This is a genomic window from Serratia sp. CMO1 (assembly GCF_015689115.1).
Lineage (GTDB): Bacteria > Pseudomonadota > Gammaproteobacteria > Enterobacterales > Enterobacteriaceae > Serratia > Serratia marcescens.
This window is the reverse complement of the sequence record NZ_CP065032.1, coordinates 2,935,484-2,949,586: the sequence shown is the minus strand read 5'-3', so window position 1 is coordinate 2,949,586 and position 14,103 is coordinate 2,935,484. Positions and strand designations below refer to the sequence as shown.

Annotated in this window: 17 protein-coding genes; 7 read left to right on the top strand and 10 right to left on the bottom strand. The window is 62.0% G+C overall.

Annotated features, from left to right (window positions below; all coding sequences use genetic code 11):
- The first annotated feature begins 3 nt into the window (after positions 1–3).
- From IT763_RS14060 to flgL, 7 genes are all read left to right on the top strand, one after another.
- A complete protein-coding gene (locus IT763_RS14060) occupies positions 4–759 on the top strand; it encodes a flagellar basal body rod protein FlgF (RefSeq protein ID WP_049240622.1) in 756 nt (251 codons plus the stop codon).
- Between the two features lie 18 nt (positions 760–777).
- Entirely contained in the window at positions 778–1,560 is a 783-nt protein-coding gene (flgG, locus tag IT763_RS14055; RefSeq protein WP_004934819.1) for a flagellar basal-body rod protein FlgG, read from the top strand.
- 83 nt (positions 1,561–1,643) lie between these two features.
- Positions 1,644–2,345, top strand: coding sequence for a flagellar basal body L-ring protein FlgH (flgH, locus tag IT763_RS14050; protein ID WP_004934817.1), 702 nt, complete (start codon positions 1,644–1,646; stop codon positions 2,343–2,345).
- A 10-nt stretch (positions 2,346–2,355) separates the two neighbouring features.
- The gene (locus IT763_RS14045; RefSeq protein WP_004934816.1) at positions 2,356–3,456 is read left to right on the top strand and encodes a flagellar basal body P-ring protein FlgI; all 1,101 of its coding nucleotides are present in this window, start codon (positions 2,356–2,358) and stop codon (positions 3,454–3,456) included.
- Complete coding sequence (flgJ, locus tag IT763_RS14040) at positions 3,456–4,400, top strand: flagellar assembly peptidoglycan hydrolase FlgJ (RefSeq protein ID WP_016927300.1); 945 nt, start codon at positions 3,456–3,458, stop codon at positions 4,398–4,400. The genes IT763_RS14045 and flgJ overlap by 1 nt, the downstream gene beginning before the upstream one ends.
- A gap of 286 nt (positions 4,401–4,686) precedes the next feature.
- Positions 4,687–6,336: a flagellar hook-associated protein FlgK gene (flgK, locus tag IT763_RS14035; RefSeq protein ID WP_016927301.1), complete on the top strand. Its 1,650-nt coding sequence runs from the start codon at positions 4,687–4,689 to the stop codon at positions 6,334–6,336.
- Between the two features lie 59 nt (positions 6,337–6,395).
- The gene (flgL, locus tag IT763_RS14030; RefSeq protein WP_016927302.1) at positions 6,396–7,355 is read left to right on the top strand and encodes a flagellar hook-associated protein FlgL; all 960 of its coding nucleotides are present in this window, start codon (positions 6,396–6,398) and stop codon (positions 7,353–7,355) included.
- A 272-nt stretch (positions 7,356–7,627) separates the two neighbouring features.
- Here the strand turns inward: flgL and sra are convergent, their stop codons facing one another.
- The 10 genes from sra to fliJ all read right to left on the bottom strand — a co-directional run bounded on the left by sra (position 7,628) and on the right by fliJ (position 14,095).
- On the bottom strand, positions 7,628–7,762 hold the full coding sequence (gene sra / locus IT763_RS14025; protein ID WP_087763075.1) for a stationary-phase-induced ribosome-associated protein: 135 nt from the start codon (positions 7,760–7,762) through the stop codon (positions 7,628–7,630).
- Between the two features lie 352 nt (positions 7,763–8,114).
- A complete protein-coding gene (gene fliR / locus IT763_RS14020) occupies positions 8,115–8,897 on the bottom strand; it encodes a flagellar biosynthetic protein FliR (protein ID WP_033640028.1) in 783 nt (260 codons plus the stop codon).
- Between the two features lie 2 nt (positions 8,898–8,899).
- Positions 8,900–9,169, bottom strand: a complete 270-nt coding sequence (fliQ, locus tag IT763_RS14015; protein ID WP_004934803.1) for a flagellar biosynthesis protein FliQ — start codon at positions 9,167–9,169, stop codon at positions 8,900–8,902.
- 21 nt (positions 9,170–9,190) lie between these two features.
- The gene (gene fliP, locus IT763_RS14010; protein ID WP_004934802.1) at positions 9,191–9,952 is read right to left on the bottom strand and encodes a flagellar type III secretion system pore protein FliP; all 762 of its coding nucleotides are present in this window, start codon (positions 9,950–9,952) and stop codon (positions 9,191–9,193) included.
- A complete protein-coding gene (fliO, locus tag IT763_RS14005; protein ID WP_097101832.1) occupies positions 9,949–10,353 on the bottom strand; it encodes a flagellar biosynthetic protein FliO in 405 nt (134 codons plus the stop codon). Before fliO ends, fliP begins: the two co-directional genes overlap by 4 nt.
- Entirely contained in the window at positions 10,353–10,769 is a 417-nt protein-coding gene (gene fliN, locus IT763_RS14000; RefSeq protein WP_004934799.1) for a flagellar motor switch protein FliN, read from the bottom strand. Before fliN ends, fliO begins: the two co-directional genes overlap by 1 nt.
- On the bottom strand, positions 10,762–11,766 hold the full coding sequence (gene fliM, locus IT763_RS13995; protein WP_004934798.1) for a flagellar motor switch protein FliM: 1,005 nt from the start codon (positions 11,764–11,766) through the stop codon (positions 10,762–10,764). The genes fliN and fliM overlap by 8 nt, the downstream gene beginning before the upstream one ends.
- A 5-nt stretch (positions 11,767–11,771) precedes the next feature.
- Positions 11,772–12,257, bottom strand: coding sequence for a flagellar basal body-associated protein FliL (fliL, locus tag IT763_RS13990; RefSeq protein WP_016927307.1), 486 nt, complete (start codon positions 12,255–12,257; stop codon positions 11,772–11,774).
- 165 nt (positions 12,258–12,422) lie between these two features.
- The gene (locus IT763_RS13985; protein ID WP_206194780.1) at positions 12,423–13,652 is read right to left on the bottom strand and encodes a flagellar hook-length control protein FliK; all 1,230 of its coding nucleotides are present in this window, start codon (positions 13,650–13,652) and stop codon (positions 12,423–12,425) included.
- Positions 13,649–14,095, bottom strand: coding sequence for a flagellar export protein FliJ (gene fliJ, locus IT763_RS13980; RefSeq protein WP_016927309.1), 447 nt, complete (start codon positions 14,093–14,095; stop codon positions 13,649–13,651). Before fliJ ends, IT763_RS13985 begins: the two co-directional genes overlap by 4 nt.
- Positions 14,096–14,103: the final 8 nt, after the last annotated feature.

Here is a 14,103-nt window from a genome sequence, read left to right as displayed (position 1 = left end):
GTTATGGATCACGCGATTTATACCGCGATGGGCGCGGCGCGCCAAACGCTGGAACAGCAATCCATTACCGCCAACAACTTGGCCAACGCGTCGACGCCGGGCTTTCGCGCCCAGCTTGCCGCGTTGCGCGCGGTGCCGGTCGACGGGCCGAGTATGGCGACCCGCACCTTGGTGACTGCCTCGACGCCGGGCGCCGACATGAGCCAGGGCGCGCTGAACTACACGGCGCGTCCGCTGGACGTGGCGCTGCAGCAGGACGGTTTCCTGGCGGTGAGTCTGCCGGGCGGCGGTGAAGCTTACACCCGCAACGGCAACATTCAGATCTCCTCCACCGGGCAGTTGACGGTGCAGGGGATGCCGCTGATGGGCGACGGCGGCCCGATCGAGGTGCCGCCGTCTGCGGAGATCACCATCGCGGCCGACGGCACCATTTCGGCGCTGAACGCCGGCGATCCGCCGAACACCATCGCGCAGATTGGCCGCCTGAAGCTGGTGAAAGCCGACGCGCGCGAAGTGATGCGCGGTGACGACGGGCTGTTCCGCCTGACGCCGGAAACCCAACAGCTGCGCGGCAATCAGTTGCAAAACGATCCGCAGGTGCGGGTGATGCCCGGGGTGCTGGAAGGCAGCAACGTCAAGCCGATGGAGACCATGGTCGACATGATCGCCAACGCCCGCCGTTTTGAAATGCAAATGAAGGTCATCCACAGCGTGGATGAAAACGAACAGCGTGCCAACTCACTGCTCTCAGTGAGCTAAGCAGCAAGGAAATAACCGATGATTCCATCCTTATGGATTGCCAAAACCGGTCTGGACGCGCAGCAGACCAACATGGACGTGATCGCCAACAACCTGGCGAACGTCAGCACCAACGGCTTCAAGCGCCAGCGTGCGGTATTTGAAGATCTGCTGTACCAGACCATGCGTCAGCCGGGCGCGCAGTCCTCCGAGCAGACTACGCTGCCTTCCGGTCTGCAGATCGGCACCGGCGTGCGTCCGGTGGCGACCGAGCGGCTGCACAGCCAGGGCAACCTGTCGCAGACCAACAACAGCAAAGACGTTGCCATCAAGGGGCAGGGTTTCTTCCAGGTGATGCTGCCGGACGGCACCCAGGCCTACACCCGCGACGGGTCGTTCCAGATCGATCAGAACGGCCAGTTGGTCACCTCCAGCGGTTTCCAGGTGCAGCCGGCGATCACCATTCCGGCGAACGCGCTGTCCATCACCGTCGGCCGCGATGGCATCGTCAGCGTCACCCAGCAGGGGCAAACCGCCGCCCAGCAGGTGGGCCAACTGACGCTGACGACCTTTGTCAACGACAGCGGTCTGGAGAGCGTGGGCGAGAATCTGTATCAGGAAACCGAAAGCTCGGGCGCGCCGAACGAGAGCACGCCGGGGCTGAACGGCGCCGGTCTGCTGTATCAGGGCTACGTGGAAACCTCCAACGTCAACGTGGCGGAAGAGCTGGTCAACATGATCCAGACTCAGCGCGCTTATGAGATCAACAGCAAAGCGGTATCGACCTCCGATCAGATGCTGCAAAAGCTGACGCAACTGTAATCTGTCCTTGACGGGCCCGGCATGCCGCGCCCGTCATTCTCTTTCGTGAAACAAAGGCGATACCCGTGGTAACCACATATTCGATGGCAATCCTGCCGCGGCAGGGACAACGCTGGCTGGCGGGAATGGTGATGCTGACGCTGAGCGGCTGCGCTTATATTCCGCACAAACCGCTGGTGGACGGCGCGACCACGGCGCAACCCGCGCCGGCCAGCGCGCCGATGCCGAACGGCTCGATCTTCCAGACGGTGCAGCCGATGAACTACGGCTATCAGCCGCTGTTCGAAGACCGCCGGCCGCGCAACGTCGGCGACACCCTGACCATCGTGCTGCAGGAAAACGTCAGCGCCAGCAAAAGCTCCTCCGCCAATGCCAGCCGCAACGGCGCCAGCAAGTTCGGCGTCGCCACCTCGCCGCGTTACCTCGACGGCCTGTTGGGCAATGCGCGCGCCGATATGGACATTTCCGGCGACAGCACCTTCGGCGGCAAGGGCGGCGCCAACGCCAACAACACCTTCAACGGCACCATCACGGTGACGGTCAACCAGGTGCTGGCCAACGGCAACCTGCACGTGGTGGGGGAAAAGCAGATCGCCATCAACCAGGGCACCGAATTCATCCGCTTCTCCGGCGTCGTCAACCCGCGCACCATCAGCGGCAACAACTCGGTGACCTCGACGCAGGTGGCGGACGCGCGTATCGAATACGTCGGCAATGGCTATATCAACGAAGCGCAGACCATGGGCTGGCTGCAGCGCTTCTTCTTAAATGTTTCACCGTTCTAAGGATTGACTGATGCTGAAAAAATGGTTTATCGCGCTGTGCGTCGGGCTGGTGTGCTTGCCGGCGGCGGCGGAGCGCATCCGCGATCTGGTGACGGTGCAGGGCGTGCGAGACAACGCCCTGATCGGCTACGGCCTGGTGGTGGGGCTGGACGGCTCCGGCGACCAGACCATGCAGACGCCGTTCACCACCCAAAGCTTGAGCAACATGCTGTCGCAGCTGGGCATCACCGTGCCGCCGGGCACCAACATGCAGCTGAAAAACGTGGCGGCGGTGATGGTGACCGCCAAACTGCCGCCGTTCTCACGCGCCGGGCAGAATATCGACGTGGTGGTTTCTTCGATGGGCAACGCCAAGAGCCTGCGCGGCGGCACTTTGCTGATGACGCCGCTCAAAGGCGTGGATAATCAGGTCTATGCCCTGGCGCAGGGCAACGTGCTGGTCGGCGGCGCGGGCGCGGCGGCCGGCGGCAGCAGCGTGCAGGTCAACCAGCTGGCGGGCGGGCGCATCAGCAACGGCGCCACCATCGAGCGCGAGCTGCCGACCACCTTCGGCAGCGGCGGCGTTCTCAACCTTCAGCTGAACGACGAGGATTTCACGCTGGCGCAGCAGATCAGCGACGCCATCAACCGCCAACGCGGCGGCGGCACCGCGACGCCGCTCGACGCCCGCACGATCCAGGTGCTGGTGCCGCAGGGCAACAGCTCTCAGGTGCGCTTCCTGGCGGAGATTCAAAACATCACCGTCAACGTCGGGGCGATGGACGCCAAAGTGATCATCAACTCGCGCACCGGGTCGGTGGTGATGAACCGCGATGTGATCCTCGATTCTTGCGCCGTCGCCCAGGGCAATCTGTCGGTGGTGGTCGATCGGCAGAACACCGTCAGCCAACCGACGACGCCGTTCGGCGGCGGCCAGACGGTGGTGACGCCTAACACCCAGATCTCGGTGCAACAGCAGGGCGGATCGCTGCAGAAAGTGAACGCCAGCGCCAACCTGAACAACGTGATCCGGGCGCTGAACGCGCTGGGCGCCACGCCGATCGATCTGATGTCGATCTTGCAGGCGATGCAGAGCGCCGGCTGCCTGCGCGCCAAGCTGGAAATCATCTGATGGCCGGCGATCTGATGGCGATGTCGGGCGCGGCCTATGACGCCCAGGCGCTGAACGGCCTGAAGCGCGACGCGGCGGCCGACCCGCAGGGCAACCTCAAGCAGGTGGCGCAGCAGGTAGAAGGCATGTTCGTGCAGATGATGCTGAAAAGCATGCGTTCCGCCTTGCCGCAGGACGGGGTGTTGAGCAGCGACCAAACGCGGCTGTATACCTCGATGTACGACCAGCAAATCGCCCAGCAGATGTCGCAAAAAGGGCTGGGGCTGGCCGACATGATGGTCAAGCAGATGAGCAACGCCAACGCGGTGCCGAGCGAAACGGCGGGCCTGTCGCCGATGGCGCTGGACAACGAGGTGCTGCAAACGCTGCCGAACCAGGCGCTGGAGCAAATGGTGCGCCGGGCGATGCCGAAGGCCCCGCCGGCCGCCGCGCCGCTGTCGCTCAACAACGGCAACTTCGTCGCTCGCCTGTCGATACCGGCGAAGGTCGCCAGCCAGCAGAGCGGCATTCCGCATCAGCTGATCGTCGCGCAGGCGGCGCTGGAGTCCGGTTGGGGGCAGCGCGAGATCCCGACATCAGACGGCACGCCGAGCTACAACCTGTTCGGCATCAAGGCCGGCGGCAGCTGGAGCGGACCGGTGACGGAGATCACCACCACCGAGTTCGAACAGGGTGCGGCGAAGAAGGTGAAGGCGAAGTTCCGCGTCTACGGTTCCTATGTGGAAGCGATCGTCGATTACGTCAAGCTGTTGACCAACAACCCGCGCTACGCCGATGTGGCCGCTGCGCGCAGCCCGGAGCAGGCGGCGCATGCGCTGCAACGCGCCGGGTACGCCACCGACCCGCAGTACGCCAGCAAACTGGTCAGCGTGATTCAGCAGATGAAGAACGCGGGGGAGCAGGCGGTGAAAGCCTATACCCACGATCTGAACGATTTGTTCTAAATCCCCCGTCATTCTTGACGCTGCAGCGGCGTTGATTGCACAAGCTCGCCCCGGTCACTTGGCTTAATCAAGCTCCCGGGGGCTCCCTTGCTTGTCGTCTTGCTGCGGCGCCAATTATTTAGGGGATAGGCGGTAATGGAGGCTCGCTGGATGCTGACCGCATTGCCGCTTTTTTTCCTCAAGTTCTTCTCATTTTTGCCGATAACCGAAACAGGCTGAGCGAACAGGCTCAGCAGCTCAATTAAGAACCCTGTGGGCCACCGGCGCCGCAGCATAAGGAATTCCGATGTCCAATAGCTTAATCAATACCGCGATGAGCGGGCTGAATGCGGCTCAGGTGGCGCTCAGTACCGTCAGCAACAACATCTCCAACTACAACGTGGCGGGCTACAACCGCCAGACCGCGATCCTGGCGCAGAATGGCGGCATGGCCACCATGAGCGGCTTTATCGGCAACGGCGTGACCGTCACCAGCGTCAACCGCGAATACAACCAGTTCATCACCAACCAGCTGCGCGGCGCGCAAAGCGCGTTCGGGGCGCAAAACGCCTATTACGAGAAGATTTCGCAGATCGACAACCTGTTGGCGAGCAAGACCAACCCGCTGTCGACCAACATGCAGGATTTCTTCACCAACCTGCAGAACCTGGTGAGCAACGCCGGTGACGACGCCGCGCGCCAGACGGTGCTGGGCAAGGCTAACGGCCTGGTGAACCAGTTCAACAACACCGATAAATTCCTGCGCGATATGGATAACGGCGTTAATCAGCAGATCAGCGATACGGCGCAGCAGATCAACAGCTACGGCCAACAGATCGCCAAGCTGAACGACGAGATCACCCGTTTGCGCGGCAGCGCCGCCGGCGAGCCGAATGCGTTGCTGGATCAGCGCGATCAGCTGGTCACAGAATTGAACCAGCTGGTGGGCGTACAGGTCACGCAGCAGGACGGCGACGCTTATACCGTCTCCTTCGCCAACGGCTTGACGCTGGTGCAGGGCAGCAACACCTATCAGGTGGAAGCCGTGCCTTCCAGCAGCGATCCTTCCCGTCTGACCATCGGCTATAACCGCGGCAACGGCGCCAGCGAAGTGCCGGAAGGCCAGATCACCAGCGGCACGCTGAGCGGCGTGCTGAAATTCCGCAGCGAAACGCTGGACGGCGTGCGCAATCAACTGGGCCAGTTGGCGCTGGCGATGGCGGACAGCTTTAACCAACAGCATCGCGCCGGCTTCGATCTGAACGGCGATGCGGGCGGCGACTTCTTCAGCTTCAGCGGCGGCCGGGTGGTGGATAACACCCGCAACACCGGCGACGCGTCGCTGTCGGTCGCTTACACCGATACCGGCAAGGTGAAAGCCAACGATTATCGCGTCGAGTTCGACGGCAGCAACTGGCAGGTCAGCCGCCTGCCGGACAACGTGAAAGTCAACGCGACGCCGGGCACCAGCGCTGACGGCAAACCGACGCTGAACTTCGACGGGTTGGAAGTGAGCATCGACGGCAATGCGCAAGCCAAAGACAGCTTCACCGTGAAGCCGGTCAGCGACGTGGCGGGCAACCTGAAAGTGGCCATCACCGATTCGTCCAAGATCGCCGCCGCCGGTAAAGACGACAGCGGGCGCGGCGATAACGAAAACGCCAAGAAGCTGCTGGATCTGCAGACCAAAAACCTGGTGGACGGCAAGGCGACCCTGAGCGGCGCTTACGCCGGCATCGTCAGCGGCGTCGGCAACCAGACCGCTGCCGCCAAGGCCATCGCCACGTCGCAGGCCAAGATCGTCACGCAACTGGGCGCGCAACAGCAGTCGATGTCCGGCGTCAACCTTGACGAAGAGTATGGCGAGCTGCTGCGTTTCCAGCAGTACTACATGGCCAACGCGCAGGTGATTCAGACCGCCAGCTCGCTGTTCGACGCGCTGCTGAATATTCGTTGATTTCATTGTTAATCGGCGCCGATAACGGCGCCGGTCGCTCAGAGTAAGGAACCCACAGCATGCGCATGAGCACCAGCATGATGTACCAACAGAACATGAACGGCATCACGGGCAACCAGTCGCTGTTCATGAAGGCGGCCGAGCAGCTTTCTTCGGGCAAGCGGGTGATCAACCCGTCCGACGATCCGCTGGCGGCGTCGCGCGCGGTGATGTTGTCGCAATCGCAGGCGGAAAACAGCCAGTACACGCTGGCGCGCACCTTCGCTCGTCAGAACGTGTCGATGGAAGAAACGGTATTGGCCGGCGCGACCTCCACCATCGCGGACATGAAGGCGCTGATCGTCAACGCTGGCGGCACCGAAAGCGATAACGATCGCCAGTCGCTGGCCACCCAGCTGCAGGGGCTGAAAGATCAGCTGCTGAATCAGGCCAACAGCACCGACGGCAACGGCCGCTATATGTTCGGCGGGTATGTGAACGACAAGGCGCCGTTCGTCGATAACGGCGGCACCGTCAGCTATCAGGGCGGCGACAAGACGGTTCAGCAGAAAGTGGACGCCAACCGCACCATGACCATCGGCCATACCGGCAACGCGGTGTTCATGTCGTTGACCAGCAACCCTAAGCCCGAGCCGGACGGCAGCGCGCCGGTCAGCAACGTATTCGAGAGCATCGATATCGCGCTGAACGCGCTGAAAACCCCGCTGCAGGGCGCCGACGAGGCCACCAAGCAGCAGGTGAACGATGCGCTGGCGAAAGCCAACCGCGGCCTGGACAACTCTTACAACAACGTGCTGAGCGTGCGCGCCGAGCTGGGCAGCCAGCTGCAGGAGATGGATCAGCTGGACAGCATCGGTAAAGAGCGTGACATGACCAACCAGATCCAGATGAGCGCGTTGACGGATGCCGACCTGGCCGAGTCTATCTCGTCTTATTTCATGCAGCAGGCGGCGCTGCAGGCGTCGTATAAAACCTTCAGCGATATGCAGGGCATGTCGCTGTTCCAGATGAATCGTTAAGAGCAATACCCCGTTGCCTGACCGCGACGGGTTTCCCTTTAGTGCGCTTAGAAAACGCCTTCTCCGCCCCGCGGGGAGGGAGGCTTCTTGAAACCGGGCGCACTCGTTTGGCGCGTCACTCGTTCTCCCACTACTGACTGAGTGACGCGCCTTTTTTTCATCAGGAAAGTAATAATAAGATTGTCACCCCTGTTTAATGCGTAACGGCATTATTGAAATCAGTGGCGGAAAAATCGCGATAGATATTATTTCCCTGACGATAAATAGCGCTGCTATTTCTTTTTCTTCTCCACTTTCCATTTTCCGCCGTCGGCCGTCTCGGTAAACGAAACTCTAAACTTGTTGCTTTTCCAGTGGGTCAAACCGAATAACCGGCGTGCTTTTCGGTTGCTTTTCGCTTTAATCATGAATTCGCTCCTGTGGTTAGCAAAGGTCGATGCTGCGCCCTGCAGCCGGCGGGCGCCGGACGCATTTATTCAGGGTGTAAGTTATCTGTCGCGCATTTAACCCTGCGTGACTGCGTTATTTTTTATTTTCACTTGGGAGTCAACGTTTTTATCGCCGCTGATGGCTAGCGTGGTACAAGCGATATTTCTGTTACCGGGTCTATTCTAGGTCGGGGTTTTATTTATTCAAGCCGCCGGAGACATTTGAACCTTAATCCGGATAAAAGCCGTTTCTCAGGCTTTTGTCCCAAGAAAGCGTTTTTATTGCCATTTTGTCTTAGGCGGAAGAGGGGGAAGGAAGGGGCCGCCGGATTCAGAAGGTCATGCCGCCGATCACCGCCGCCAATCGATCGAACACTTCGCCGAACAGGTGTTCGCAGAACGGCGCCAGCATCGGCATCATCATGCCCAGCGTCATGATGCCGAAGGTCATGGTGACCGGGAAGCCGATCACGAAGACCGACAGCTGCGGCGTCATGCGGTTGAGCAGGCCGAGCGCCATGTTGAGCGTCAGCAGCAGGCAGATCAGCGGCAGCGCCAGCATCATGCCGTTGATGAAGATCAGCGAGCCGACCTGAGTCAGCACCAGGAAGCCGTTGCCGTTCAGCGGCTGCGTTTGGACAGGCAGGGTGTGGAAGCTGTCCGCCAGCAGCGAAATCAGCCACAGATGGCCGTCAAAGCTGAGGAACAGCAGCATCGCCAGCAGGTTGAGCAGGCGCGCCAGCACCGGCATGTTCGGGCCGCCGCTGGGATCGAAGAAGGTGGCGAACGACAGGCCCATCTGCATGCCGATCACTTCGCCCGCCAGGCGCACCGCCGCGAAGGCGAACTGCATGGTCAATCCCAGCGCCACGCCGATCAGAATCTGTTGGATCGCCAGCCACAGGCCGGCGGCGGAGAAGATAGGGATATTGCTGGCGGGCAGCGTCGGCGCGATCAGGATGACGATCAGCCCGCCAAGGCCGATTTTGACCTTTTTGCTGATCTGCTTTTCGCTGAATATCGGCGCGGTGCCGATCAGCGCCAGAATGCGCAGCAGCGGCCAAAAATAGTGGCTGAGCCAAACGGTGAGTTGGGCGCTGTCGAAGGCGAGCACGGTCAGCCGATCAGGGTTGGCAGGTTGCTGAACAGGGTGCGCATGTAGTCCAGCAGCAGGTTCAACATCCAGGGGCCGGCGATGATGATGGTGGCCACCACCGCCAGAATTTTAGGGATGAACGACAGCGTCATTTCGTTGATCTGGGTGGCGGCCTGCAGCAGGCTGACGACCAGGCCGCTGATCAGCGCCGCCAGCAGCAGCGGGGCGGCCAGCGCCAGCGCGACTTTCATCGCCTCGGTGCCGAGCGCCATAACCGATTCAGGTGTCATCTCGCTTTCTCCGGTCAGGGGTTACGAATAGAAGCTCTGCGCCAGCGAGCCGAGCAGCAGCTGCCAGCCATCGACCAGCACGAACAGCATCAGCTTGAACGGCAGCGAGATGGTGGCGGGCGGCACCATCATCATCCCCAGCGCCATCAGCACGCTGGCGACCACCAGGTCGATGATCAAGAACGGAATAAACACCGTAAAGCCGATCTGGAAGGCGGTTTTCAGTTCACTGGTGACGTAGGCGGGCAGCAGGATGCGCATCGGCACCGCTTCCGGGCCGGCCAGCGGCGGCTGATTGGCCAGTCTGGCGTACAGCGCGAGATCGGTTTCGCGCGTTTGCCGCAGCATGAATTCGCGCAGCGGCTGCGCGCCTTTATCCAGTGCGACCTCCAGCCCGATCTTGTCCTGGCTGAACGGCAGATAGGCGTCCTGATAAACCTTGTCGAACACCGGCGACATGATGAAGAAGGTCAGGAACAGCGCCAGCCCCAGCATCACCTGGTTCGGCGGCGCCGAAGGCGTGCCCAGCGCGTTGCGCAGCAGGCCGAGCACGATGATGATGCGGGTGAAGCTGGTCATCATCAGCAGCATGGCCGGCAGGAAGGTCAGTGAAGTCAACAGCACCAGCGTCTGCACCGGCAGCGACCAGCTTTGGCCGCCATTGGCCAGCGGTTGGCTGATCAGCCCCGGCAGTTGTGCAAAAGCCGCCGGGCTGATCAGCAGCAGGGCGGCGGGGAGCCAAACCGCCGGGCGGCGGACGAGGGTATGAAGAGTCGAGGTCATGCCGATTTTTCCGGGCGTTTCATAACTTTTTGCATCAGTTGACGGAAGTCCGCCGGTGTCGCCGCGTCGGCCGCGCCCTCGTCTTTCGGCGGGGCGGGCAGGGTGTGCAGCGGGGTGATCTGCTGGGCGGTGACGCCCAATACCAGCAAGGTGTCGTCGACTTCCACCACCACCACGCGTTCGCGCTGCCCGACCTGGCAACTGGCGCGCAGGTTGAGCAGTTTGTTGTTGCGCGCCTGCGGGGCGAAACCCAGCCGACGGAACAGCCAACCGGCCAGCAGGATCAGCAGCAGAATGCCGCCGAGCGCGCTGCTGACCTGCATCAACACCGAACCGGCCGGCAAGGCCGGCGCGGCGGGGGGGTGGGTGCTTTGGACGGTAACGGGCGCCGCGGCGGTCATCAGCGGCTCAGTCGACGCATGCGTTCGGAGGGGGTGATGATGTCGGTGATGCGCACGCCGAACTTGTCGGCCACCACCACCACTTCACCTTGCGCGATCAGGTAACCGTTGATCAGGATATCCAGCGGTTCGCCGGCCAGGCCGTCCAGCGCCACCACCGAGCCTTGCGACAGGCGCAGCAGCTCTTTGATGGTCATCTTGGTGCGCCCCAGTTCCACGGTCAGCTTGACCGGAATATCCAGGATCAGGTCGATATCCTGCAGGCTGCCGAGCGCATCCTGAGCTTCCAGCGACTTGAACACCCCTTCGGTGCTCGCGCCGGATTTCTCTGAAGACTGCTGCTCGTTAAACGCATCAGCCCACAGATCGTCTACGGATTCCTTTCCTTCGCCAGACGGTTGCTTAGGATCACTCATTGGGCTGTTCCTCACTCAGAGCATTCAAAATAGGGTTAATCAAATGTTCAACACGCAGGGCGTATTGCCCGTTCAACGTGCCGTATTGGCTGGTCAGAACCGGTACGCCGTCCACATGGGCGATCAGGCGTTCCGGCTTGTCTATCGGTAATACATCGCCCGGTTGCAGCTTCAGGACTTTCGACAGCCGCATCGGGATATCGACGAAGTTGGCGATCAGTTCCAGTTCGGAATGCTGCACCTGCTTCACCAGGGTTTCGCGCCAGTGGCTGTCTTCCTGCCGCGAGTTTTCCAGCGGCGGGTTGGTCAACAGCTCGCGCAGCGGTTCGATCATCGCGAACGGAATGCAGATGTTGAACTCGCCGGTCAGCGCGCCGATCTCCACCTGGAACGGCGTGGTGACCACGATGTCGTTCGGCGAGGTGGTGATGTTGGTGAACTTCACCTGCATTTCGGCGCGCACGTATTCCACGTCGATTTTGTAGATGGCGCTCCAGGCGTCGCCATAGGCGTCCAGCGCCAGGCGCAGCATGCGTTTGATCACCCGCTGTTCGGTCGGAGTGAATTCGCGGCCTTCGACCTTGGTCGGGAAGCGGCCGTCGCCGCCGAACAGGTTGTCGACGGCGATGAACACCAGACTCGGCGCGAACACGAACAGGGCAGTGCCGCGCAGCGGATTCAGATGCACCAGGTTCAGGTTGGTCGGCACCGGCAGGTTGCGGGCGAACTCGTGATACGGCTGGATTTTGATCGGGCCGACGGTAATGTCCGGGCTGCGGCGCAGCAGGTTGAACAACCCCATGCGGAACTGCCGGGCAAAACGTTCGTTGATGATTTCCAGCGCGTGCAGACGCTCGCGCACCACGCGGCGCTGGGTGTTCGGATCGTAAGGCTTGACCTCGCTCTCTTTGCCGACCACCGCCTCGGGTTCATCACCCGCGCTGTCGCCGTTGAGCAAGGCGTCGATCTCTGCCTGTGAAAGAATGCTATCGCCCATAGTGATTACCGCAGTATGAAGGCGGTGAACAGCACGTCGCTGACCACCTGCTTCGGTTGTCCCTTAACCAGCGGCGGGCTGAGCACGTCCTTAATCTGCGCCACCAGCTGTTGCTTCCCTTGTTCATTGGCCAACTGGCTCGCTTCCTGGCGGGAGAGCAGCATCAGCAAGCGGCTGCGCACTTCCGGCAGAAAATCGTTCAGCTGACGGCGGGTACTTTCGTCCGGCAGACGCAGCGTGAGGCCGATGTACAGCACGCGATCCGGGTTGTTGTCCGGCGTCACCAGGTTGACGGTAAAGGTGTCGAGCGGCATGAACACCGGCGCGGCCGGCGGTTGCTGTTTGGCGGCGGCCGGTTCGGCTCCGTTTTTATGCTGTTGCAGCAGCCACCAGCTGTAGCCCGCGGCGCCACAGGCGACGACGCTGATCAACACCAGCAGGATGACCAGAAGGGAGCGTTTCGGTGCTGCCGGAAGGGTGTTCTGAGACATAGCCAAATCTAATTCCTGTTGTTCCACCCGCGGCCGGCGAGGCGGCGGGCATGGCGCGCGGCAAAGCCGCACGCATGACATGTAAAGGTATTATCGCGTCTATCGCGGCGTGCAATAGCCTGAATAGACGCGCAAATGGGTGCCAGCTTGGGCGTTTGCGGCGGCTCAGGCGAAAATATCGACGCCGTTGACCGCGCTGGCCATGCGCTGCAGCGCCATCGGCGCGCTGACGCCATCGGCGGCCGCAGCCTCATCGCCAGGGTGTTCAGCATAGCTGGAACGCCCCTGGCTGTTGGAGGCCTGCTGCTGCGCCTGTTGCCATTGTGGCGTGGACTCGCCGCCCACGCTGCTCTGCCCCAGGTTGATGCCGCTCTCCGCCAGCGCGTGGCGCAGCTGCGGCATCGCCGCTTCCACCGCCGCGCGCACCTGGCCGTGAGCGGAGGCGATGTGCAGTTGCGCCTGCTGATCGTCCAGTTTCAACGTGATCTGCAAGGCGCCCAGCTCCTGCGGATGCAGACGCAGCTCGGCGCTTTGCTGGCCGTTGCGATGGAACATCAGCACCTGTTGGTTCAACGCCTGCTGCCATTCCGGGCTACCCAACTGCGCGTTTAACTGCGGCGTAGGCGGCGCCGTCACCAGTGAGCCGGCCGGGGCGGCCGTTTGCGTTGGGCTGGCGGCGGCCAGGGCGACGGCGTGATTGAGCGTCGGCTGCTGCTGGGTATCGCCCGCCGGCAGCGGCTGTGCGGCACTTGCGCGCTCGCCGCTGGTCGATTGCGGGAGCGCCGCCGTGGCATTATCGCCATCGGCTGCAGGCGTTTTCGTGCCTGTTCCTGTCGGAGCAGGGGATGCCGATGAACGCGCGGCGGTGTTATCACCGGCCGCCGCAATGTTCAGCAGGCCATTGCCGGTCTGCAGCGCGGCCGCATCGTCAGCGTTTTCCACCGGCAGCGGCCGTTGGCCATCGGCTGGCTGAGGCTGGGCGACGATCGCGGCCGGCAGCATGGCATACAGCGCCTGCAGCGACGCGGCATCCAGCTCTTTGGCGGCGGCGATCGGCGGCTGCGCCGGTTTATCGCCGGCCACGAGCGTTTCGCTCTCGGCGCCTTCAGGTGAAAGCGCGTCGGCTGGGGTTGCCAGACCCGGCAGCAGGCCGCCGCGCTCGCCGAAGGTGGCCAGCAGTTGATTGAGCTGATTGCGGCTCAGGGCCGGGGCGCGTTCATCGTCCGCGCTCAGCGCGACCGGCGGCTGTTTGCCGTCGGCGGCGGGCGCAAAACGTGCGCCGAGCAGTTGGGCGAAAGCGGATGACAGCTGGCTCTCATCCAGCGCCGACGTCAGTTCGGCCAGACCGCCGGCATCGCCGGGTAAGGCCAGGCCGGGCAGGGCGTTCAGATTCATGGGTTGATATTCCTTTGTGCACTGCGTTGAGCGAACTCATCCATCAGTTTTTGATCCCGTTTATTCTCCTGCTGCTGCTCCGCATTTATGGCGCGGGTATGCAGAGTCTCGAAAGCATTCAGCCGCTGTTGTTTGTCTTGCCATTGCTTCACCGCATGATCCACTTTCTGCCCCCACTGCAGCAGCTGCTGGCGGTGCTGGTCGATGGCCTGTTCCAGCGTGCCGATAAACTGCTGGTAGTTTTGCCAGCGAGAGCTGTCCATGCCGTCGCAAAGCGTATGATTCAGCTTCTGGCGATATTCGTCCTGATAGTTGAGCAGCATCGACAGCTGTTGCTCCGCCGCCTGCTGCGCCTGCCGCACCTGGCCAAGCTGTTGCGCGGCCTGTTCCACCGCATCCTGCGCCAGATCGCGCAGGGTAATCAGGGGGGATTGTGATTTCATCGCTGTGC

Coding starts and splice junctions, on each gene's coding strand:
- IT763_RS14060 (WP_049240622.1), top strand. CDS start 4: ATGGATCACGCGATTTATACCGCGATGGGCGCGGCGCGCCAAACGCTG.
- flgG (WP_004934819.1), top strand. CDS start 778: ATGATTCCATCCTTATGGATTGCCAAAACCGGTCTGGACGCGCAGCAG.
- flgH (WP_004934817.1), top strand. CDS start 1,644: ATGGCAATCCTGCCGCGGCAGGGACAACGCTGGCTGGCGGGAATGGTG.
- IT763_RS14045 (WP_004934816.1), top strand. CDS start 2,356: ATGCTGAAAAAATGGTTTATCGCGCTGTGCGTCGGGCTGGTGTGCTTG.
- flgJ (WP_016927300.1), top strand. CDS start 3,456: ATGGCCGGCGATCTGATGGCGATGTCGGGCGCGGCCTATGACGCCCAG.
- flgK (WP_016927301.1), top strand. CDS start 4,687: ATGTCCAATAGCTTAATCAATACCGCGATGAGCGGGCTGAATGCGGCT.
- flgL (WP_016927302.1), top strand. CDS start 6,396: ATGCGCATGAGCACCAGCATGATGTACCAACAGAACATGAACGGCATC.
- sra (WP_087763075.1), bottom strand. CDS start 7,762: ATGATTAAAGCGAAAAGCAACCGAAAAGCACGCCGGTTATTCGGTTTG.
- fliQ (WP_004934803.1), bottom strand. CDS start 9,169: ATGACACCTGAATCGGTTATGGCGCTCGGCACCGAGGCGATGAAAGTC.
- fliP (WP_004934802.1), bottom strand. CDS start 9,952: ATGACCTCGACTCTTCATACCCTCGTCCGCCGCCCGGCGGTTTGGCTC.
- fliO (WP_097101832.1), bottom strand. CDS start 10,353: ATGACCGCCGCGGCGCCCGTTACCGTCCAAAGCACCCACCCCCCCGCC.
- fliN (WP_004934799.1), bottom strand. CDS start 10,769: ATGAGTGATCCTAAGCAACCGTCTGGCGAAGGAAAGGAATCCGTAGAC.
- fliM (WP_004934798.1), bottom strand. CDS start 11,766: ATGGGCGATAGCATTCTTTCACAGGCAGAGATCGACGCCTTGCTCAAC.
- fliL (WP_016927307.1), bottom strand. CDS start 12,257: ATGTCTCAGAACACCCTTCCGGCAGCACCGAAACGCTCCCTTCTGGTC.
- IT763_RS13985 (WP_206194780.1), bottom strand. CDS start 13,652: ATGAATCTGAACGCCCTGCCCGGCCTGGCCTTACCCGGCGATGCCGGC.
- fliJ (WP_016927309.1), bottom strand. CDS start 14,095: ATGAAATCACAATCCCCCCTGATTACCCTGCGCGATCTGGCGCAGGAT.